A 20,774-nucleotide genomic window follows, 5' to 3' on the forward strand; every position below is an offset into this window, starting at 1 on the left:
CACAGGTGATCACATACTTCCAGAGGGAAGTTTTCGTACAGGGAAATCAGCCGTTCCGCAGGCCTGTTCCCTTTCCTTTGCAGGACATTTCCTAGATCATTTCGCTCGCTTGCGCCTGCCAAATCCGGTGGCTAGTCTCGGTCCGTCACTGCTTATCAGTGATCGGGTTTAGTAGCCCGGAACAATAGGCGCATAGCGATTCCATGCTCATGTCCGGCAAATTTTGCCGCATGCAGAATATGGTGGCTGTGCGTGGGGCGCCTTCGGGTGCACCGGTTTTCCTATTGACCGGCCTACTAACCTGCGTACAGCCGCCACCCAATCGTTTAGTAGGCGATAAGTGATGGCTCCCATGCAGCAATAGGAGCAACACTCATGAAAAAATCCGTTCCCGATCCGCCTCCCGAAAATCCCACCAACGAAACCGTCACCGATGATTTGCTCAGAGATCGTTCCGCGCTTTACCGCGCCATTGATTTCCACCTCACCGGCAAACAACCCACACCACCCGATGAAATGCGCTTCTACAACGTCAGCAAGGACGTGAGTTTTGAAGACACCCAACTCTATGTCGCCGACCTGCTGCGCTGTGCTTCGGTCACGGCGTATCAGTGTGGCGATCAACTCAAGGGCGCCGACCGTGCGATGGTGTACTCGATCTGGCATTTGCTGGAAATTGCCAAGGCGATGGTGGATCACTCCATTGAGTGTCTGGGGATGAAAAAGGGCTGAATCTTCTGTTTTCAGTGATATCGCCTTCGCGAGCAGGCTCGCTCCTACAGTTGATCCTCAGTGCACACAATATTTATGCACGACGCGAATCATTGTAGGAGCGAGCCTGCTCGCGATGGGCTGCGCAGCAGCCCCCGACGCCATGGCGTATATTCGGTGAATCCAAATTGTCTGCGCAGCCGACCATGAAGCAAACACCCGACGACCTCGAACAGATCACCACCACGACCCTGGGCCACTACAACTCGACGGCCGAAAGTTTCCGAGAAGGCACGCGCGATCACGACGTCAGCCAGAACATCGATGCCCTGCTGCGGCACATTCAGGGCGAGGCACCTTTCGACATTCTCGATTTTGGCTGCGGGCCTGGACGCGATCTGCAGACGTTCACCCATATGGGCCACAAGGCAGTCGGCCTCGACGGTTCGGAAAAGTTCGCGCAGATGGCCCGTGAGGACAGCGGTTGCGAGGTGTGGCAGCAGGACTTCCTGAAGCTTGATCTGCTGGCCGAGCGTTTCGACGGGATCTTTGCCAACGCGGTGCTGTTTCATGTTCCGCGTCAGGAATTACCACGGGTGTTGAAGCAATTGTGGGGAACGCTGAAGCCAGGCGGGGTGTTGTTCAGTTCCAATCCCCGTGGCGAGAATCAGGAAGGCTGGAACGGGCCGCGTTATGGGTCGTATCACGACCTGGCGGCCTGGCAGCATTTGTTGATCGAGGCGGGGTTTGTGGAGCTGGAGCATTACTACCGGCCGGCCGGGCTGCCGCGGGAGCAGCAGCCTTGGTTGGCGAGTGTTTGGCGTAAAGCTGTGTAGCCAGTTCCGACGCCTTCGCGGGCAAGCCCGCTCCTACAGGGAACCGAGTTTTCCTGAACAACTCGGTCAACCTGTGGGAGCGGGCTTGCCCGCGAATAGAGCGCGAAGCGCTCGCCCTTACTGCGCCTCTTTCTTCGGCTCGCGAATCTTGTACCAGGCCACATACAGCGCCGGCAAAAACAGCAGCGTCAGCAAGGTGGCGATGACGATCCCGCCGATCATCGCGTAGGCCATCGGCCCCCAGAACACTTCCCGGGCAATTGGGATCATCCCCATGCTCGCCGCCGCAGCGGTCAGCAGGATCGGCCGACGTCGATGCTCGGTGGCCTGCACCACCGCATCCCACGGCGCGTAGCCCTTCTGCTCGTACTCTTCGATCTGGGTCACCAGGATCACCGAGTTACGGATGATGATACCGATCAGCGCCAGAATCCCGAGGATCGCCACGAAGCCCATAGGCGTGCCCGTCGGCACCAGCGCGATCACCACGCCGATCAGCCCCAACGGCGCAACGCTGGCCACCAGGAACAGCTTCTGCACGCTGTGCAGCTGGATCATCAGGAAGGTCGCCATCATGAACAGCATCAGCGGCACAACCTTGGCAATCGGCCCCTGGGCCTTGCCGCTTTCCTCCACCGTACCACCGGTGGCGACCTTGTAGCCCGCCGGCAACTTGGCAGCGAAAGCGTCGATGGACGGCTTGAGGATTTTCACCAGGTCCGTCGGCTGGATCTCGTCACGAATCGCTGCTTTGATGGTGATGGTCGGCAAGCGATCCCTACGCCATACCAACGGCTGCTCCAGTTCGTAACGCACGGTGGCAAACGCCAGCAATGGAATCGACGTGCCGCTAGGCGTGACGATTTGCAGGTTCTGCAGGGTTTCCGGCGTTCCGCGTTCGGAATCCACCGCGCGACCGACCACGTTGATCAGGTAAATGTCGTCATCGACCTGGGTCACCGTCTGGCCACTGACGATACCGTTCATCAGGTTGGCCACGTCCTCGGAAGACAGCCCCAGTTGCCGCGCCTTGTCCTGGGCGATGTCGATGCGCAGGACTTTGCCCGGCTCGTTCCAGTCGTAGATGATCTCGCCAATGTGCGGGTTCTTGTCCAGCTCAGTGGCCAGGTCGATGGCATGTCGGCGCACCTGGTCGATGTCCTTGCCGCTGACCCGGTACTGGATCGGGCGCCCTACCGGCGGGCCCATTTCCAGTGCCTGGACATAACCGCCGATGCCGACGAAGTCGTTGCGCAAGCGCTCGCGAAGCTTCTGCATCATGGCTTCACGGGTATGACCTTTGCTGACGATCACCAACTGCGCGTAGAACGGGTTTTGCAGTTGTTGGTCCAGTGGCAGGTAGAAACGGATCGCGCCCTGACCGACGTAGGTGCTCCAGCGCACGATGTCCGGATCGTCCTTGAGCGTGGCTTCGAGGCGATCGACGGCCCGGCGGGTTTCGTCGAGCGAGGAGTTTTGCGGCAGGTTCAGGTCGACCAGGATTTCCGGGCGATCCGAAGACGGGAAGAACTGGTTCTGCACGTAGCGCATGCTGAACAGCGCCAGCACAAAACACAGCACCGTAATGCCGATGGCCCACCAGCGATTGCGCATGCACCACAGCAGCCCGCCGTTGAACGCCTTGCCGATGCGCCCGGGTTCGCCTTCATGGGGTTTCACGTTGGCACTGAGAATGTGCACGCCGATCACCGGCGCAAACAGAACCGCCACCACCCATGACACCAGCATCGCGCAGGCGATCACCGCAAACAGGGTGTAGGTGTACTCACCGGCGGAGCTGGCGTTCAAGCCGATCGGCACGAAGCCCGCTACCGTCACCAGCGTACCGGTGAGCATCGGGAACGCCGTGGAGGTGTAGGCGAAGGTCGCCGCCTGCTCCTTGGTCTCGCCCAACTCCAGGCGCGTGACCATCATCTCAACGGTGATCATCGCATCGTCCACCAGCAGGCCGAGGGCGATGATCAGTGCACCTAGGGAAATCCGCTGCATGGTGATGCCGCTGTATTCCATGAACACGAACACCATCGCCAGCACCAACGGGATCGAGCACGCCACCACCAGCCCGGCGCGCACGCCAAGGCTGACGAAGCTGACCAGCAGCACGATCACCACCGCCTCGAACAAGGCACTGGTAAAGCCGCCGACGGCCTCTTCCACCACCACGGCCTGGTCGGAGACGTTGTAAATGCCGACCCCCACCGGCAGGTCGGCGGTCAACTGGTCCATACGAGCGTGCAAGGCCTTGCCGAACGCCTGGACGTTGCCACCCGTCTGCATGGCAATCGCCAGGCCGATGGCCTGCTTGCCGTTGTAGCGGAATTCCGGCGAGGCCGGATCGACATAACCGCGACTGATTTCGGCAATGTCGGCCAGACGATAGTAGCGGTCGTTGAGCTTGAGGTTGACCTCGGCCAGGTCTTTCTCCGAAGCGAACTTCCCTGAAGTGCGCACCGAAATCCGCTCCGGCCCGGCCTCGATCACACCCGCCGGGGTCACCGCGTTCTGAGATTGCAGGCTCTGCACCACCTGACGCTCATCGATGCCCAGCGCTGCGAGTTTGCGTGTGGAGAAATTCAGGTACAGCACTTCGTCCTGCTGGCCAACCATCTCGATCTTGCCCAGCCCCGGCACGCCACGAATTTCCATGCGCGCCTGTTCCACGTAGTCGCGCAACTGACGCAGGGTCAAGCCGTCGGCGGTGAAAGCGTAGATCGAGCCGAAGACGTCACCGAACTCGTCGTTGAACGACGGCCCCTGTATGCCCTGCGGGAACTGGTACTTGATGTCGTTGATCTTCTTGCGCACCTGGTACCAGATTTCCGGGATGTCCTTGGAACTGGTGGTGTCGCGCAGGTACACGTACACCGTGGATTCACCGGGGCGCGTGTAGCTTTTTACATAGTCGAGGGAGTCGAGCTCTTCGAGCTTTTTCTCGATCCGGTCGGTGATCTGCTTGAGGGTTTCCTCCTGGGTCGCCCCCGGCCATTTGCTCTGGATCACCATGGTTTTGATGGTGAACGAAGGGTCTTCTTCGCGCCCCAGGTTGAAGTACGAGAACACACCCATCAGCAATGCGACGAACATCAGATACCAGATGAACGACTGATGCTTGAGGGCCCATTCCGAGAGGTTGAAAGGCCCTTTCATTGACTGTCCTCGTCGATTTTCACTTGTTGCCCCGGTTTGAGGCTGTTCACACCGGCACTGACCACCCGCTCGCCGTTCTTCACGCCGTCGGCCAGCACCACAGTGCTGTCGGTGCGGCTGATCACGGTGACGTCACGGGGGGAGACGGTTTTACTTTGTGCATCAATCACCCAGATCCGTGGCTTGCCATCGACCTCCTGCAGCGCGGTGACCGGCAACTCGATACGCGGCTTGATCGCTGAGCTCAGGGTGACGCTGATGGCCGTACCCAGGCGAAAGCCTGGTGGCGTTTCGGTCAGGGTCAAGCGGGCGCGACGGGTGCGTGTGGCGCTTTGAGCCTTGGGTTCGATCTCACGGATGATGGCGGTGGTGTTGATGCTTGGATCAAGTTGCGCAGCGACCAGGAACACCACATCGCTGGGCAGTTGATCGACCAGCGTATCGGGCAGGTCGATCACCGCTTCCTTGATGTCCGGTTGCGCCAGGGTCACCACTTGCTGACCGGCCGACACCACTTGCCCGGCCTCGGCGCTCCACTGGGTGACCACGGCTTTATGGTCGGCGCGCAGCTCGGTGTAGCCCAGTTGGTCCTTGCTCTGGTTGACGGCCGCCCGGGCCTGATCGAGTGAGGCCTGGGTGGTTTTCAGGTCGGTGTTGGCCTCGTCGAGTTGCGCTTGCGCGCCAACCCCGCGGTCAAACAAGGCTTGCTGACGCTGGGCCGTGGCCTTGGCGTTGATCAGTTGCGCCTGGATTTTCGACAGATCGCCCTGGGCCGAGCGCAATTGGTTCTGCTGGTCGGAAGGATCGAGGGTGGCAAGCAGCGTACCCTTCTCCACCTCGGTGCCGACATCGACGTTACGGCTGGCGATTCGCCCGCCCACACGGAAGCCGGTATCGGTTTCATAGCGCGCCTGGATGCTGCCGGCGAAGCGGCCCAGGTCCTCTTCGTTCAAGGTCTGGACCTTGATCGACAGCACCGGCCGTACCGGCGCTGGCGGCGGTTCGCTTTTGGAACAGGCGCTCAGCACCAGCCCGATGGACAACGCCCATAAAGGCTTCATGGCTTGGCTCCCCACGTCAGATCCTTGTAAGTATTTTCGGCAATTTCGACTTCCATGTCCGGGTGCAAGAGTTGTCCGCCCGCGATGATGACTTTGTCCCCGTCCTTCAACCCGTCGCTGATGATGACCTTGCCGGTCAGGTAGCGGCTGACCGTGACCGAATGCAATTGGGCCTTGCCCTTGTCGTCGACAATCCACACAGCAGGCTCACTGATGTTTTTGGTCAGCGCCGACCACGGCAACTCGATGGCCGACTTGCCCGATCCCCTGGCCGTGGCACTCACCACCGATCCCAACTGCATGCCGTCGGGCAGTTTGTCGAGGCCGACCTTGACCTGCACGGTTCCGGATTGCGCCGACACCGAGGGGGTGACTTCGCGCACGGTGCCAGTGGTCTTGATCGCCGGGTTGTCGAGCAGGCTCAGGACGATGGTTTGATCTTTCGGCTTCTCGGCCAGCAGTGATTCATAGACGTTGAACACCGCATCCCGGTCGCCGTCACGGGCCAGGCTGAAGACCGGCATGGTCGCCTGCACCACCTGGCCGACTTCGGCCTGACGCTCGGTAATGATTCCCGGTGCATCGGCGATCAGTGCCGTATAGCTCAGCTGATCCTTGGCATTGGCCAACTGCGCCTGGGCAGCGCTCAAGGCACTCTGACTACTGTGCAAGGCTGCCTGGGCCGAGTCGTATTCACTCTGGCTGGTGTAACCCTTGGGCAGCAATTTTTGCTGACGCACGAACGCCGCCGCACTCTGGGTCACCCGCGCCTGTTCGGCGACGACTTGCGCCTGGGCCGAATCGACACTGGTCTGCAAATCCTTCGGGTCGAGCCGGGCCAGCACTTGCTTGGCTGTCACTCGATCACCGACGTCAACCGAACGCTGGATGATCTTGCCACCCACACGAAAAGACAGCTCCGTCTGTATCCGCGCCTGGATATCACCGGTGAGGGTGACCGAAGCCGCGTAATCCGCCGGTTTGACGACTTGCACGAACACCCGTGGCAGGTATTCCTGCACGGGCTTTTTCTCGTCGCAAGCCGTCAGCAGGGTGACGACACTCAAGGCCATTACTACTTTCAATCCCGGAACCACCATGCAAACTCCTTGGCCTTTTTCATGTACAACACGACAGAGAGCTTAGAACAGGATGGGAACCTTGCACGAGCGTCTTATGAAGAAAAAATTCGAAGCGGGTTCAGCCTAAAACACTTGCCATAGACGCCTTCACGTACCCGACAATGGCCGACTCGTTTCATACCGCTTCAGGAATTCACATGCTCCAGACTCTCGCCGTGGCCAATTACCGCTCGATCAACAAACTGGTGATCCCGCTGGGCCGGCTGAATCTGATCACGGGTCCCAACGGCAGCGGCAAGTCCAACCTGTACCGTGCGCTGCGCCTGCTGGCGGAAACTGCCCACGGCGGCGTGGTCAATGCCCTGGCCCGTGAAGGTGGCCTGGACTCGACCTTCTGGGCCGGGCCGGAAAACATCTCCCGGCGCATGCGCACCGGCGAAGTCGCCATCGAGCCCACCGTGCGCCAGGGCGTCAAACGCCTGCGCCTGGGGTTTGCCGGTGACGACTTCGGTTACTCGATCAGCCTCGGCCTGCCCGATTCAAATGGCCATTTCATGCTGCCCGGGCGCAGCTCGCCAATCCCGTCTTATTTCAGCCTCGACCCGCAGATCAAACGCGAATGCCTGTGGGCCGGAGCGTTCTATCGCCCGGCCAGTCTGCTGGTCGATCGTGACGGCCCGATGATCCGTGCCCGCACCGATCGCAAGTGGGATGTATTGGCGCAGCACACGCCGACATTCGACAGCCTGTTCGATCAGGTCGGCAGCCTGCGCGGTTCGCCGGAAGTACTGGAGATGCGCGAGTTCATCCGCCGCTGGCGCTTCTACGATCACTTTCGCAGCGATGCCGACGCCCCGGTGCGGCAACCTCAACTGGGCACCCGCACGCCGGTGCTGCACCACGACGGGCGCGACCTGGCGGCAGCCTTGCAGACGATCATCGAAATTGGCGACCCCGAGGCATTGTGGGCGGCGATCAGTGATGCCTTCCCCGGCGCACGACTGAACATCGAACCACTGCCGGGTGGACGTTTCGCCATCGAGTTCTTTCAGGAAGGTTTGTTGCGGCCGCTGTCGGCCGCCGAGTTGTCGGACGGAACCTTGCGTTACCTGCTGTTGGTCGCGGCGCTGCTGACGCCACGGCCGCCGACGCTGATGGTGCTGAACGAACCGGAAACCAGCCTTCACCCGGATCTGCTGCCGGCGCTGGCGCGCTTGATCATCCGCGTTTCAGAGCAGTGCCAGGTGTGGGTGGTGTCCCACGCCCGACGCTTGATTTCGGCGTTGCAGGAGGACCCGGAGTGCAATTGCATCGTGCTGGAGAAGAACCTCGGGCAGACTGGGATTGTCGGGCAGCGGATGCTGGATGAGCCAGCTTGGTATTGGCCGGAGTGAAGTCAAGCAAACCTCCGCAAGCAGGATTTACAGAGCTAAGTGCTGCGAATACTGCTTATAGAACTACGCCGCGACGAACCGAACTTAAATAATGATGCTTCACCACCAAGATTTCTCAACGCAGCATCGATCTCTGGTGTCATCCAGTTAAAAGGTCTTTCATCAAACAAGTCCAGTGGCGGCGCGTTAGCCGCTGGTGTGAACTGTGATGGATCCGGTGCTGATGGCTCATAATTTCGCGGCAACAAAATGTTCGAGGGCCTTGAGCTCCTGGATACGGCGATACCTTTCACACCTGATTGTTTTTCACCCAGTGCTTTTAACCCAGCGATGGCTTTTGGATCCCGCCCAACCCAGGCCGAACCTACCCTGCCCAGAACAGCACCGGTCACCAGTGCTGCAGATACAAAAGCCAACGGTGTGATCAACGGAGATTCAGGATCAACCGCGGCAATGATGGTACTCGCCAAGCCTGTCGCAGCCACTCCTACACCCATGACTCCGGCGGTTACGGAGGCCGTTGCACCAGCAAATTGCTTAGGACTCGCTCGAAACAAGGCTCCATTCGCCAAAGCCTTGTTTGCAACTTTAAAAGACACAGAAGGCTTCAAAGTGAGGAGCGAGCCGAACAGGCCTCCTGTGCTGGTGAATATTTTGAGCACATTGACGAACCGCCCCGTCGGATCACTGAAGTTCACCGGATCGCCTAAACAATACGCATACGGATTCAACCCACCCCGACCAAACGGGCTCAAACTGTCCGGGCTGTTGAAGCGCATCAGCACCGGGTTGAACGCCCGATGCCCGTTGCCCAGCAGGTAATGGCCGGTGGCCGGATCGACCGCTTCGCCGGTGAATCCGAGCAAACCGCCGGTACCGCTTTCGACCCGCCGATGACCGTAGGGCGCGTAGACCTGAAGCACAACTCCGTCAGGTCCGGCCATCTGCAATGCCGAACGTTGCTGATCGGTGACCAGCAACTGGCTGTTGCGCTCGGCGCCGTCAAACGATTGCACTGCCAGCAGTTGCCTGTCGTGTTGAAGCACACAGTACCCATCCTGACCTTTCAGTTGCGTCACCAGATGTTCGCCGCGATAGAACCGGGTCAGCTTTTCCAGCTCCAACGGCTCCAGCTCGACCAGCCGGTCAAGGGCATCATAGCGGTAGCGATTGAGGGGGCGAGTCAATGCGCTCATGAGGGTCAACTCCCGGCGAGGGAAGCAGTTTGCACCCGCTTGAATGCGTCGGCACCTAGCAGAACTGTTAGTGCCGAGAGAAAACTGACGCCCGGGTTTGCCCAGACAAGAGAGGACAGCTACTTTCCATTGCGCCGCAGGAAGGATCTTTTTTTCGAAACGCCGCTCCAAGGACGAACCACTTTTGGCCAGACTCCCGGCCAAACCTCACAAGGACGAGAACATGACAGACGTACAACCGCCGCAACGGCTGGATCCGCAGGAAATTCTGAAAATCTTGATGGCGTTGCGCAAGGCCTTGAAGGCCAAGCCGGCCTGAAGGTTTTCAGCAGGCTCTGGATTGTTTTTTTGTGGCGAGGGAGCTTGCTCCCGCTGGGTTGCGGAGCAACCCCAAAACCTGCGATCAGACTCTTCCAGACACACCGCTTTGCCGGTATTTGCGACTGCTGCGTAGCCGAACGGGAGCGAGCTCCCTCGCCACAAAAGCGCCCTCGCCGCAGGGATACACATAAAAAAACGCCGACGCTAAATCAGCCGTCGGCGTTTGAAACCTTGAAGGGGTTTACTTCGCGAATCAGAACGCAGGCAGTACCGCGCCGCTGTACTTTTTCTCGATGAAGGCTTTCACTTCCGGGCTGGTCAGGGCCTTGGCCAGTTTCTGGATGGCTACGCTGTCCTTGTTGTCCGGACGGGCCACCAGGAAGTTCACGTAAGGCGAATCGGCACCTTCGATCACCAGAGCGTCTTTAGCCGGGTTCAAACCCGCTTCCAGCGCGTAGTTGGTGTTGATCATGTCCAGGTCGACCTGATCCAGCACGCGCGGCAACATCGCGGACTCAAGTTCCTTGAACTTGAAGTTGTGCGGGTTCTTGGCGATGTCTTTCGGCGTGGCCAGGGCGTTTTTCGGGTCTTTCAACTCGATCAGGCCAGCCTTCTGCAGCAGGATCAGGGCACGGCCGCTGTTGCTGCCTTCGTTCGGGATGGCGATGGTCGCGCCGTCCTTCAGCTCAGCCAGGCTTTTGACTTTTTTCGAGTAGCCGCCGAACGGTTCCACGTGAACACCGATCACGGTTTCCAAGTGAGTGCCTTTGCCTTCGTTGAAGCTCTTCAGGTACGGCAGGGTCTGGAAGTAGTTGGCGTCCAGACGCTTCTGGTCGACCTGAACGTTCGGTTGAACGTAGTCGGTGAACACTTTGATTTCCAGGTCCACGCCTTCTTTGGCGAGGGTTGGCTTGATCAGCTCGAGAATCTCGGCGTGTGGCACCGGGGTCGCGGCAACCACCAGTTTCTCGCCAGCCTGGGCCAGGCCCGTGGTCAGGGCAGCCGCCAGTGCGGTGAACAACAGAACCTTTTTCATGCAGTGTCCTTATCGAAAATCACAGTCGCTTGTGGCGACGGCTTGAATATGAGAGTGCCAGTGAAGTGCTATCGCTGGCGTGAAGCGGACAATACCGGGATTTTTTATTCCCGAACAATAACGTTTATTCAGCTTCATATTCCATTTTGTTCATACAGCGCGTTAAAGCGTCTGCGTCAGGCTTTCCAGCAGGCGTTTCAGTGCCGAACGCTCGCTGGCAGTACCATTTTTGCTTGTATAAACAATGTGTTGCTCGATTTTTTCGAGTGAAATCGAGGGCTCCGCCAGGTTCAGATGCTCCGGCAAAATCTCGTCGCCCGTACTCACCAGCAGCGCAAAGTGAATGATGTTTTCCAGTTCCCGGGTATTGCCCGGCCAACTGTGGCGTTCCAGTACAAGCTGCGCCGCTTCGCTGATCAGCGGCACTGGCAAGTCGAGGCGCTGGCTGTAGATCCCGAGGAAGTATTCGGCCAGCGACAGGATGTCACCCGTGCGTTCGCGCAGTGCCGGCAGTTCGAGCTGGCCTTCGCTGAGGTAGTGATAGAGCCGTTCATTGAATTTTCCGGCGGCAACCGCCTGGGCCAGATCGATGCTGGTGGCCGCCACAAGACGCACATCCACCGGGCTCGGCTGCTGGGCACCGACGCGGGTGACTTCGTGGTTTTCCAGCGCGGCGAGCAATTTGATCTGGATCGGCAGCGGCAAATCGCCGATTTCGTCCAGGTACAGCGTGCCGCCGTTGGCCGAACCGAACCACCCGGCGCGGCTGCTCGCCGAGCCGCTGTAGCTGCCCGCCGCATAGCCAAACAACTCGGCGTCGGCGTAGGTCGGGCTGATGGCGCCGCAGTTGACCGACACGAACAACCCGCCGCGATCACTGGCGCGGTGGATATGGCGGGCCAACAATTCCTTGCCCGTGCCGGTTTCGCCACGGATAAGCACTGACACTGAACGCGTGGCCAGTTGTTCGAGGTCTTCACGTAATTGCCGTGACCGTGGATCGACAAACACCAGCGCCTTGGCGCGAATGCTCAGGGGACTTTTTTCGGCATCGGGAAAGGTCAGCAGTGGCTGGCCGAAGGTTTCAAAGCTCATGGCAGACTCCCGCCCAAAACCGCCGGGAGACGGGGGCGTTAAATAAAAAAAGTGTTCAAGCGCGGCGCAGGGCGTGGTGTTCCATGCGGTTTTGCAGGCGATAGAGATAGGCAAAACCCTGCTCCCAACGCTGATGACCGGACTTCACGTTGATATGCCCTGCCCCCGCCAGAATCCCCGCCTCGGCGCCCCAGTTACGCGCCAGCTCCAGGGCCCGCGGTGCACTGACGGCGCTGTCGTTGTCGGAGCTGACGATCTGGCTGGGGAATGGCAGCAGATCCGTCGGAATCGGCGCGAAGTTGCGCAAAGCCGGCGCGCAGGCCGGGCGTTCGACGTCTGCCGGCGCGACGAGCAAGGCGCCGCGCACTTGACGCAAAAACTGCACCGGGGCGCTCGCTGCCCAATGGGCGACGGTGATGCAACCCAGGCTGTGGGCAATGAGAATCACCGGCGTGCTGTCGGCGGCAATCGCCTCGGCCAGCGCCGCGACCCAGTCTTCACGGCGCGGCGTCAGCCAGTCGGCCTGTTCCACCCGTGCGCTGTTCGGCAGGCTGTTCTGCCAGTGGCTTTGCCAATGATCTTCTGGCGATCCTTGCCAGCCCGGCACAATCAGGTAGCGAATTGATTCGTTGCGCATGGGGGGAGCTCTCCTGCTGCGTGTCTGTTCCCGGTCGAGTATAGGGAGAGGATTTATATTCGCTAAGGAATAAGAAGCTATTTATTAAGACCTATATCGAATATATAACGCATAACCTGCTGGATTAGTGGTGCTGCTGAAATCGAGGCAAAAAAAGGGCCGCACCCTGCCAAGGAGACGGCCCCGGAAAACGAAAATCTGTTAACGCGCAGTAATCACCGACAACTTGGTAATCCCTGCTCGCTCGATCGACGCCATGGCCCGCGCCACTTCGCCGTAATTCACCCCATCGTCCGCCTGCAACTGCACACGCACCTCGGGGTCCTTGGCCTTCGCCGACTTGAGGTTGAACTCCAGCAAGTCCGCTTGTATCTCGTCCTTGTTGATAAACAGTTTGCCGGCACCGTCGATGCTCACCACCAACGGGTCTTTCTGCTCCACCGGCGCCACCGCTTCGGTCTTTGGCAGGTTGATCGGAATGGCGTTGGTCAGCAGCGGTGCGGTGACGATGAACACCACCAGCAACACCAGCATCACATCCACCAGCGGCGTCACGTTGATCTCGCTGAGCACCTCATCAGTGTCTTGCGTGGAGAAGGCCATATCAGGACGCCTCCTTCACTTTCTGCGCATTGCCCTGGGCTGTCGCCTTGTGCACCGTCGGGTGGATCAGCACACGGAACGAACTCTTCTGCGCCAGGCTGTAGAAGTCGTGGGCGAAGTCATCCAGGTCCGCCGCCGTCAGTTTCAAACGACGCAAAAAATAGTTGTAAACCAGCACCGCCGGCACCGCGACGGCGATCCCTACGCCGGTGGCGACCAGTGCCGCGCCAATCGGCCCAGCGACCGTTTCAAGGCTTGCCGAGCCCGCCGCGCTGATGCCTTTCAACGCTTCCATGATTCCCCACACCGTGCCGAACAAACCAATGAACGGCGAGGTGCTGCCAATACTCGCGACCACCGCCAACCCGGTTTCCAGCGACCGGCGCTCACGCACGATCTGCTGACGCAAGGCACGCTCCAGACGATCCTGATGGTTGATCGCCTGGCTCAAGTCCGCCGCCTGTGGCGTCTCGCCCACCTGGATTGCCGCATAACCGGCCTGTGCAACCCGGGCTGCCGCGCCGGGCCGGGTTTCGCTCAGTTCCGCCGCCGAGTCGAGGCTCGAAGCGGCCCAGAACAGTTGATGAAACTTTCGATCCTGTGCCTTGAGGCGAGCGAACTGCACGCCCTTGGTCAATGCCAGCCCCCAGGTCGCGACGGAAAAAACCACCAGCAGCCAGATCACCGCGCTTTCGATGGATTCAAGTGGAGATGCCAGTAACGTCATGGTGTATTCCTCGTGTAAACGTTTCGCGCGAATTTGGTTTCGGTTTAATGAATCTTGAAATCGATGGGCACGCTGACCCAGCCGTCCTGGGCGACATCACCTTGCTTGGCCGGCACGAAACTCCAGCGCTTCACCGCGTTCAGTGCGGCTTCGTCGAGTGCATCGCGACCGCTGCTTTTCTGCAGCTGGATCTCACCGGGCTTGCCGCTGGCCAGCACATGCACGCGCAACAACACCGTGCCTTCCCAGCCTTTACGCTGGGCCAGCGAGGGGTATTCCGGCGCCGGGTTTTTCAAGTAACCGGCGGTGGCCGAGGCTGGTGTTACAGGTGCGGGCGCCGGCGGTGCAGGTGGCGCCGGGGCCGCGACAGGCGCTGCCGGTTGTGGCGGCGCAGGTGGTTGTTCAACGGCTTTTGGCGCCGGCTTCGCTACCGGTTTGGCGGCAGGTTTGGGCTTGGGAACCGGCTTCGGTGGAGGTGGTTTCACCGCCAGTTCGTCTTCCACGGGAGCAGGCGGCTCCACCACAGGCTGGACAGGTTGCGGTGGCGGCGGCTCGACCACCGGTGGCGCCGGACGCGAGAACTCGATGGTCATCGGCGGAATCTCCGGCGGCACGATGGGCAGCACGGTGGTCGGCTGTTGATTGACCCAGTAGATCACCGCGCCATGCACCAGCAACGCCAGCACGCCCAGCACGATCGCTTCCCGTCGGCGAAGGACGCCCTTGGGCGCGCGCTGCAAACGCAACTGGCCCAAGGGCACCCGGTGCGGTCGGCCGAGGTCGACCAACTCACCACCGGGTGCCTGGCGCCACAGCACCTCATGTGCACTGGCGGCGATCTGGACATTGCCCATTGTTTAACTCCCTGCGGTCTCTTTGCGATTTACCGGAACGTCGTACTGAACATCCCCCGACGACGTCCTGGTAGAGCAATCATTGGGTGGAACACTTAGTTCTTAAAGTAATGTTTAAACTTATGTTTAGACCTTAAGCGAATATATAAAACCATCAACCCACCGCCAGAGCCCGCCGTTCAAGGGCTCCGGCGTAGTGGAAAAAAACCGATGCCTTTCCCGCATTGAAAGTATTCATCCAAGGCATGGTTTTTCGCCGTCAGAAGTCGTATCGACCGGTCACGCCCAGCGTTCGCGGTGTGCCGAGCAAGCCTTCATAACCACCATTGGCGGCCGTCCACAGCGTCGTGTAGTAGGTTTTGTCGAAGGCGTTTTTCAGCCACAACGAAACGTCCCACTGCCCCTGGTTGAAGTCGCCGCGAAGGCCGGTGGACAGGTTGACCACCGCATAACTCGGGATCTGCCCGAAGTCGGAATCCTCTACCGTGCCCACCGCTTTGGAGCGAAACGCATAGCTGGCGGTGACGTACTCTTCGAAGCCGTTGCTCAGGTTCCATTTGTATTCGCCGTTGGCGTTGCCGATCCATTTCGAAGCACCGACTACTTGATGGCCGCTGAGGTCGCAGGACGCTGGAGCACCCGGCGCCAGGCTGACTTCCGGCGGGCACGGCGCATCCTTGTAGGAGAGGTAACTGACGTCGTTGTACGAACCATTGATGTTCAGCGTCAGGCCGCGCAGCGGGATCAGGGTGCTTTCGAACTCCACGCCACGAGAGCGCACCGAGCCGGCGTTGGTCAGGAACTGCACGCGGTTGACGTCGTCGTAGGCGTTGGTCTGGTAGCCGTTGACCTGGGTCCAGAAAAGGTTGGCGTTGAGTTGCAGTCGACGGTCCCACAGGGTGCTCTTGAAACCGAGCTCGGCGTTGTTGGCGCGCTCGGTGCCGATCAGCAGCGAATCGGCACCGGCCACCGGTGCAGTGCCGACGGCCAGGTTGACCCCGCCGGATTTTTCGCCGTGGGACAACGTGGCGTAAGTGAGCAGGTCGTCGGTGAGGCGGTAGCTGAGGTTCAACAGGCCCGAGGGACTGGAGCTGTACTGGTTCAGATCGCCGGAATCGAAGACGCCGGCGCGAGCACGTCGAGCCGCAGCCGCCGCACCGGTGACCGCTGCACCACCGGCCGGTGCATCACGGGTGACCCTGGCGTTTTTCTCTTCATAGGTGCCACGCAGCCCGGCGGTGAAATCCAGACGCTCAGTCAGGTGCCAGGTGCCTTGGGCGAACAGCGCGAAGCTGTTGGTTTCGATATGTCCGTTGCCAACACTGTCGATGTTGTTCAAAGCACCGTTTGGCGTGCCGTTCCAGATGTCCGCTTGCGGGCCGTAAAAGGTGAAGGATTTGTTGTCCAGATCGGAACCGAAGTAATAGGCGCCGAGCACGTAATCGAAGAATCCACCGGCAGGCGACGCCAGGCGAAACTCCTGAGAATACTGCTTATCCTCCACCGAAACGCCGGCGTTGCGGAAGGCGGTTACGTTCAGGCCGTCATCGTTGCGCGGGGTGAAATTCCACCAACGATAGGAGCTGATGGAGGTCAGGGTGAAGTCGCTTGGCAGCGTCCAGTTGGCCTCGACCGACGTGCCGCCCTGATGCACGGTGACGTGCTGGTCGTTGTTCAGGTTGACCTTGCGGTGCGTGCCGTCAACCAGTGTCGCACCCGCCGCATTGGCCCGCGATTGATAGAGATTGAAACCATTGATGGTCGGCCCGGTGTTGAACAACACCCGGGTGCCGGCGCTTGAGTCTTCCTCGTTGTAGTCGCCGATCCAGCGCAGGTTGAATGACTCGTTGGGCTTGAACAGCAACTGGCCACGGAAGCCATCGCGCGAGCCGCCGTTCAAATTGTGACCATCGAATTCGTTCTTGATATCGCCATCGCTGCGGGTGCGATACGCGGAAAAGCGTCCGGCGAGTTCGTCATTCAGTGGGCCGGAAATCGTGCCCTTGGTCTGGAAGTATCCATCCTCGCCCACCGACGATTCGATGCTGCGTTCCGGGGTAAAGGTCGGTGCGCGGGTGCTGATGTTGATCACGCCGGCCGTGGTGTTCTTGCCGAACAAGGTGCCCTGCGGACCACGCAGTACTTCGAGCTGCTCGATGTCCATCAGGTCGAATACGGCCATGCCGGGACGGCCAAGGTAAACGTTGTCGATGTACAGGCCGACACTGCCTTCCAGGCCATCGCTGGCCGGGTTGTTGCCCAGGCCACGGATCGACACGCTGGACTGGCGCGCATGCATGTAGGCGACGTTGACGCTGGGCACCAGCTGCTGCAGATCCTGGATGCGATAGACCCGCTGGGTTTCCAGGGTCTGGCCGCTGACCACGCTCATCGGCGTCGGCACATCCTGCGAACTTTCTTCGCGGCGACGAGTGGTGACCGTCACGGTTTCCAATTGTGCACTGTCGGCCGTGGCGGTCTTGGCAGGTGTGGATTCAGGGGTAGCGCTTTCGGCCGCATAGCCTTGGGTCCAACTGGCGCTGCCTGCCAGCAACAAGGCCAGTGGCAGGCGTTTGAGCCGTTGGGGTGAAGAGGTTGAAGCGACGTGCAACGGACTCATAAGGCGGGGTTCCCGATCAAAGTATATTCTTTGTTGCTTGCCAGGCCGCCATCGCGGGCAAGCTCGCTCCCACAGGGGATCTCCAGTGTTCACACGGTCAGTGTGGGAGCGAGCCTGCTCGCGATAGCGTCAGGTCAGACGCCGTCGATATCCGGCCCTTTCACCGTCTGGCTGACCTGCCCATTCACACCTACCGCTACCTCGCCCTTGAGCGTCACCCGGCGCACGATGCGGTCCTGGGTCCCGTAGTCATCCACCGCGTAATGCTGGGTGGAGCGGTTGTCCCAGATCGCCACATCGCCAGCCTTCCAGCGCCAGCGCACGATGTTTTCCTGGCGGATCACATGGCTCTGCAACAGACCGAACAGGTGCGCCGAATCGGCCTGGGAATAGCCCTTGATGCGTTTGACGAAATGCCCCAGCAACAGGCTCTTCTCACCGCTGATCGGGTGCACGCGGACCACTGGGTGCTCGGTCTCGTACACGGTCGAGGTGAAGATCTTGCGATAGCGCTCCAGCTTCTCGGCCGAGACGTCAGGCCGGGTGCCGGCGTAGTCGTATTCGTTGCTGTGCACGGCGACCAGTTTGTCGGCCAGTTCACGCAGCTCCGTCGACAACCCGTCATAGGCGGTGGCAGTGTTGGCCCACAGGGTGTCGCCGCCGAAAGCCGGGGCCACCACCGAGCGCAGGATCGAGGCTTTGGGGTAGGCCTCGACGAAGGTCACGTCAGTGTGCCAGGAGCTGGCTCGCTGGCCCTCGGCACCGTCCAGCTCCAGCAGAAAACGCGTGCCTTCGCGCACCGGTACGGTCGGGTGCGCCACCGGTTCGCCGAGCAGGTGGGCGAACGCCTCCTGGCGTTGATCGTCGAGCTGGGTCTGCTCGCGGAAGAAGATCACTTTGTATTGCAGCAGTGCCTGTTGAATGGCTTCAACAGTGGCGGCATCCAGCTCGCCGGAAAGCTGTACGCCACGGATTTCAGCACCGATGCGACCGGCCACCGGATGGATTTCAAGCGCGTGAACAGCGGGTTGTACTGCGAAAGCGGCATTGCTCATGGGTAGACCCTCATCAGACTGCTTGCGGTTGAACCGGCCGCGAAACACTGCTCTATCTATATTCTATTTGGATCTAATAGATATCTACATGCTTCGTTGACGGAATAAGAGGTTGCATTTAAAACCTCAGTCAACCCTCGTCGCAAATGCCTTCGAGCTATTTTTAGGATGCCGGAAAAGCATATGGATCTTCGCCAGTTGCGTTACTTCATCGCCCTCGACGAACACCGCAGTTTCGTGCGTGCGGCCGAGGCCATGGGCATTACCCAGCCTGCCTTCAGCCGCAGCATTCAGGGGCTCGAACACGAGTTCGGCTGCGTCCTGGTGGACCGTGGCAACAAGGATCTGCGCCCCACCCCCGAAGGCCTGGTGGTGCTGCAACATGCCCGCAGCCTGGTGCAAGGCGCGGCCCTCTTGAATGCCGAAGTGACGCAGATGACCAAGCTAGATGCCGGCGAACTGCGCTTTGGTTGCGGCCCGGCACCTGCGGTGAAACTGGTGCCGGATGCGGTGGCGCAATTCATCAACGCGCACCCGAAAGTGCGCACCTGTTTCGAGGTGGATAACTGGGAAAAACTCAGCCGTGCGCTGAGCCGTGAGGAGATCGAATTCTTCATCGCCGACATCCGCCATTTCGAATCCGACCCGAACTTCCAGACCCAGGCCCTGACGCCCAAGCGCGGTGTGTTTTTCTGCCGCCCCGAGCACCCGCTGCTGGCCAAGGAGAGCCTGTCGACCAACGACATGTTCGATTACCCGCTGGCGACCACGATGATCCCGCCAGGCATTCGAAAGCTGCTGGCGAACCTCAGTGGGCGGGTGGATTTTTCACCGAGCATCGAGACCGAACATTTCCCGGCGCTGGTGAAAGTGGTGCTGCAATCGAATGCGATTGGTGTGGGAACTGAAGAAGCGTTTGTTGAAGACATCGCCCAGGGTTCACTGGCGTTACTGCATTGGCGCAACCTGCCGCAGAACATCGAGAGCATGAATGCACGGTGCGGGATCGTCAGCCGCACCGGGTTCCGCTTGTCACCGGCGGCGCGGGCGATGATCGAGACGTTGGTGGCGGTGGACAGGCAGCAGATGGCCGTGGCCGTTTGATGTCTTTGTGGCGAGGGAGCTTGCTCCCGCTCGGCTGCGCAGCAGTCGCAATCCAGTCAACTGAACTCAGTTGAATGCATACAAGGATTGGGACCGCTTCGGCGGTCAGCGGGAGCAAGCTCCCTCGCCACAGGTAATAATTTAAAGGCCGGCAGCAGCTAACTCCGGCGCCACCCAATCGCTCACCTTGAACGACTTGCGAATCAGCCTCTGCTGCGACGCCAGGTCCACGGCATCCTGCAATTTGCCAAGGAACACCGGGTCAAGCGTCGAGGGGAAAACCTCACTCAGTTTCTGATCCTTCAAATCCTGAGAAAGAATTACCGGTGGATAACTCGCCAGCCCCGACACCAACTGAATGTAGGCGTCCTTGTTGCTGTCCCGGGTCAGCCACTCCACGGCCTGCTGTTGGGCCTTGAGCAGTTTCGCCACCGCCTCCGGATGCGCATCGACAAACTTCCCGGTCCCTATCAGCACCGCCTGCACGCTGCCGGCGCCGCCCAGGTCCTTGGTATTGAGCGGCAACTCGGCCAGCCCCTTGGCTTGCAACGCCGTCAGCCCGGAACCGCCCCACGAGGCGTCGATCTGCTTCGCCGCCAGCGCCGCGACCGCCGCGTTGAAGTCGAGGTTGATGACTTTCACATCCTTCTCGCTCAACCCCTGGCTGGCCAGCGCCGCATCGAAGGACAACTGGCTGGCGGTGCCACGGAAGATGGCCACGCGTTTGCCCTTGAGGTCCTGCAGGGTCTTGATCCCCGAACCCGGCACTACGCCGAGGTAATGCTTCACCCCGCGCGCCGAGGCGCTGAGCAGTCGCGTATCCAGGCCATTGGACTTGCCGATGATGGCCGCCAGATCGCCGAGGTAGGCCAGGTCAACCTGACCGTTGGCGAACGCCTCGTTGATCACCGGGCCTGCGCCCTTGAAGAAGCTCCACTGAATTTTGATGCCTTGATCAGCGAAAGCCTTTTCGAAGATCTGTTGATCACGCAGTACATCCACGACACCGCCACCACTGTGCTGGGTCCCCGCACTCAGGTCCGGCACGGCGATGCGGATTTCCTTGAGCTCATCGGCGTTGACCGTGAAAGCCAGCAGCCCCGCCAGGGCCGGTGCGGCGAACAGACTGATGACACGTTTGAAGGGAAGGTTCATGGGTGCGGCTCCTTGGGGCAACGGGCGTTGAGGAGCCGAAAGTAGACCGAAGTGGAACCAACATTTAAATACTATAAATTCACATTTTTAGATCGTTTAGATCTATATCAACGCATCCG

At 60.0% G+C, this 20,774-nt stretch carries 17 protein-coding genes; 4 read left to right on the top strand and 13 right to left on the bottom strand.

Features of this window, described 5'->3' with window-relative positions:
* The first annotated feature begins 375 nt into the window (after window positions 1-375).
* Both KGB07_RS10925 and KGB07_RS10930 read left to right on the top strand, forming a co-directional pair.
* A complete protein-coding gene (locus tag KGB07_RS10925) occupies window positions 376-732 on the top strand; it encodes a DUF6124 family protein (RefSeq protein WP_046040755.1) in 357 nt (118 codons plus the stop codon).
* A gap of 185 nt (window positions 733-917) precedes the next feature.
* Window positions 918-1,547: a class I SAM-dependent methyltransferase gene (locus tag KGB07_RS10930; RefSeq protein ID WP_046040753.1), complete on the top strand. Its 630-nt coding sequence runs from the start codon at window positions 918-920 to the stop codon at window positions 1,545-1,547.
* Window positions 1,548-1,664: 117 nt separating this feature from the next.
* On the opposite strand, the gene KGB07_RS10935 is transcribed toward KGB07_RS10930, so the two are convergent.
* From KGB07_RS10935 to KGB07_RS10945, 3 genes are read right to left on the bottom strand one after another with little or no spacing between them, the layout of a single operon-like run.
* Window positions 1,665-4,715, bottom strand: coding sequence for an efflux RND transporter permease subunit (locus KGB07_RS10935; RefSeq protein ID WP_046040751.1), 3,051 nt, complete (start codon window positions 4,713-4,715; stop codon window positions 1,665-1,667).
* Window positions 4,712-5,776: an efflux RND transporter periplasmic adaptor subunit gene (locus tag KGB07_RS10940; protein ID WP_223465384.1), complete on the bottom strand. Its 1,065-nt coding sequence runs from the start codon at window positions 5,774-5,776 to the stop codon at window positions 4,712-4,714. Before KGB07_RS10940 ends, KGB07_RS10935 begins: the two co-directional genes overlap by 4 nt.
* Window positions 5,773-6,876: an efflux RND transporter periplasmic adaptor subunit gene (locus tag KGB07_RS10945; protein ID WP_046040748.1), complete on the bottom strand. Its 1,104-nt coding sequence runs from the start codon at window positions 6,874-6,876 to the stop codon at window positions 5,773-5,775. The genes KGB07_RS10940 and KGB07_RS10945 overlap by 4 nt, the downstream gene beginning before the upstream one ends.
* Before the next feature lie 179 nt (window positions 6,877-7,055).
* Between KGB07_RS10945 and KGB07_RS10950 the strand changes: the two genes are divergently transcribed.
* Complete coding sequence (locus KGB07_RS10950) at window positions 7,056-8,252, top strand: AAA family ATPase (RefSeq protein WP_223465386.1); 1,197 nt, start codon at window positions 7,056-7,058, stop codon at window positions 8,250-8,252.
* 35 nt (window positions 8,253-8,287) lie between these two features.
* Here the strand turns inward: KGB07_RS10950 and KGB07_RS10955 are convergent, their stop codons facing one another.
* The 9 genes from KGB07_RS10955 to KGB07_RS10995 all read right to left on the bottom strand — a co-directional run bounded on the left by KGB07_RS10955 (window position 8,288) and on the right by KGB07_RS10995 (window position 18,396).
* Window positions 8,288-9,448, bottom strand: coding sequence for an RHS repeat-associated core domain-containing protein (locus tag KGB07_RS10955; protein ID WP_223465389.1), 1,161 nt, complete (start codon window positions 9,446-9,448; stop codon window positions 8,288-8,290).
* A gap of 574 nt (window positions 9,449-10,022) precedes the next feature.
* On the bottom strand, window positions 10,023-10,805 hold the full coding sequence (locus KGB07_RS10960; protein ID WP_223465391.1) for a MetQ/NlpA family ABC transporter substrate-binding protein: 783 nt from the start codon (window positions 10,803-10,805) through the stop codon (window positions 10,023-10,025).
* Between the two features lie 162 nt (window positions 10,806-10,967).
* On the bottom strand, window positions 10,968-11,900 hold the full coding sequence (locus KGB07_RS10965; RefSeq protein ID WP_046040745.1) for a sigma 54-interacting transcriptional regulator: 933 nt from the start codon (window positions 11,898-11,900) through the stop codon (window positions 10,968-10,970).
* Between the two features lie 55 nt (window positions 11,901-11,955).
* Window positions 11,956-12,537 carry an alpha/beta hydrolase gene (locus KGB07_RS10970; protein WP_046040744.1) on the bottom strand — a complete coding sequence of 194 codons (582 nt, stop codon included), beginning with the start codon at window positions 12,535-12,537 and terminating at the stop codon, window positions 11,956-11,958.
* 201 nt (window positions 12,538-12,738) lie between these two features.
* Window positions 12,739-13,140 (bottom strand): ExbD/TolR family protein, encoded by a 402-nt coding sequence (locus KGB07_RS10975; RefSeq protein WP_046040743.1) that lies wholly within the window; start codon window positions 13,138-13,140, stop codon window positions 12,739-12,741.
* Window position 13,141: 1 nt separating this feature from the next.
* Complete coding sequence (locus tag KGB07_RS10980; RefSeq protein WP_046040742.1) at window positions 13,142-13,867, bottom strand: MotA/TolQ/ExbB proton channel family protein; 726 nt, start codon at window positions 13,865-13,867, stop codon at window positions 13,142-13,144.
* Window positions 13,868-13,911: 44 nt separating this feature from the next.
* Complete coding sequence (locus tag KGB07_RS10985; protein WP_046040741.1) at window positions 13,912-14,721, bottom strand: energy transducer TonB; 810 nt, start codon at window positions 14,719-14,721, stop codon at window positions 13,912-13,914.
* Window positions 14,722-14,980: 259 nt separating this feature from the next.
* Entirely contained in the window at window positions 14,981-17,341 is a 2,361-nt protein-coding gene (locus tag KGB07_RS10990; protein ID WP_046040740.1) for a TonB-dependent receptor, read from the bottom strand.
* A 134-nt stretch (window positions 17,342-17,475) separates the two neighbouring features.
* A complete protein-coding gene (locus tag KGB07_RS10995) occupies window positions 17,476-18,396 on the bottom strand; it encodes a TauD/TfdA dioxygenase family protein (protein WP_046040739.1) in 921 nt (306 codons plus the stop codon).
* Between the two features lie 183 nt (window positions 18,397-18,579).
* Here KGB07_RS10995 and KGB07_RS11000 point away from each other — a divergent pair, with 183 nt between their 5' ends.
* Complete coding sequence (locus KGB07_RS11000; RefSeq protein ID WP_046040738.1) at window positions 18,580-19,500, top strand: LysR family transcriptional regulator; 921 nt, start codon at window positions 18,580-18,582, stop codon at window positions 19,498-19,500.
* A gap of 141 nt (window positions 19,501-19,641) precedes the next feature.
* On the opposite strand, the gene KGB07_RS11005 is transcribed toward KGB07_RS11000, so the two are convergent.
* A complete protein-coding gene (locus KGB07_RS11005; RefSeq protein ID WP_046040737.1) occupies window positions 19,642-20,655 on the bottom strand; it encodes an ABC transporter substrate-binding protein in 1,014 nt (337 codons plus the stop codon).
* Window positions 20,656-20,774: the final 119 nt, after the last annotated feature.

It is taken from the genome of Pseudomonas sp. GL-RE-26 (assembly GCF_019956275.1).
Classification (GTDB): Bacteria; Pseudomonadota; Gammaproteobacteria; order Pseudomonadales; family Pseudomonadaceae; genus Aquipseudomonas; species Aquipseudomonas grandcourensis.

Bases quoted from the DNA above. Each gene is read 5' to 3' on its own strand.
- KGB07_RS10940 (WP_223465384.1), bottom strand. From the start codon at position 5,776: ATGAAGCCTTTATGGGCGTTGTCCATCGGGCTGGTGCTGAGCGCCTGT.
- KGB07_RS10960 (WP_223465391.1), bottom strand. From the start codon at position 10,805: ATGAAAAAGGTTCTGTTGTTCACCGCACTGGCGGCTGCCCTGACCACG.
- KGB07_RS10925 (WP_046040755.1), top strand. From the start codon at position 376: ATGAAAAAATCCGTTCCCGATCCGCCTCCCGAAAATCCCACCAACGAA.
- KGB07_RS10965 (WP_046040745.1), bottom strand. From the start codon at position 11,900: ATGAGCTTTGAAACCTTCGGCCAGCCACTGCTGACCTTTCCCGATGCC.
- KGB07_RS10930 (WP_046040753.1), top strand. From the start codon at position 918: ATGAAGCAAACACCCGACGACCTCGAACAGATCACCACCACGACCCTG.
- KGB07_RS10995 (WP_046040739.1), bottom strand. From the start codon at position 18,396: ATGAGCAATGCCGCTTTCGCAGTACAACCCGCTGTTCACGCGCTTGAA.
- KGB07_RS10945 (WP_046040748.1), bottom strand. From the start codon at position 6,876: ATGGTGGTTCCGGGATTGAAAGTAGTAATGGCCTTGAGTGTCGTCACC.
- KGB07_RS10975 (WP_046040743.1), bottom strand. From the start codon at position 13,140: ATGGCCTTCTCCACGCAAGACACTGATGAGGTGCTCAGCGAGATCAAC.
- KGB07_RS10935 (WP_046040751.1), bottom strand. From the start codon at position 4,715: ATGAAAGGGCCTTTCAACCTCTCGGAATGGGCCCTCAAGCATCAGTCG.
- KGB07_RS10950 (WP_223465386.1), top strand. From the start codon at position 7,056: ATGCTCCAGACTCTCGCCGTGGCCAATTACCGCTCGATCAACAAACTG.
- KGB07_RS10955 (WP_223465389.1), bottom strand. From the start codon at position 9,448: ATGAGCGCATTGACTCGCCCCCTCAATCGCTACCGCTATGATGCCCTT.
- KGB07_RS10985 (WP_046040741.1), bottom strand. From the start codon at position 14,721: ATGGGCAATGTCCAGATCGCCGCCAGTGCACATGAGGTGCTGTGGCGC.
- KGB07_RS10970 (WP_046040744.1), bottom strand. From the start codon at position 12,537: ATGCGCAACGAATCAATTCGCTACCTGATTGTGCCGGGCTGGCAAGGA.
- KGB07_RS11000 (WP_046040738.1), top strand. From the start codon at position 18,580: ATGGATCTTCGCCAGTTGCGTTACTTCATCGCCCTCGACGAACACCGC.
- KGB07_RS11005 (WP_046040737.1), bottom strand. From the start codon at position 20,655: ATGAACCTTCCCTTCAAACGTGTCATCAGTCTGTTCGCCGCACCGGCC.
- KGB07_RS10990 (WP_046040740.1), bottom strand. From the start codon at position 17,341: ATGAGTCCGTTGCACGTCGCTTCAACCTCTTCACCCCAACGGCTCAAA.
- KGB07_RS10980 (WP_046040742.1), bottom strand. From the start codon at position 13,867: ATGACGTTACTGGCATCTCCACTTGAATCCATCGAAAGCGCGGTGATC.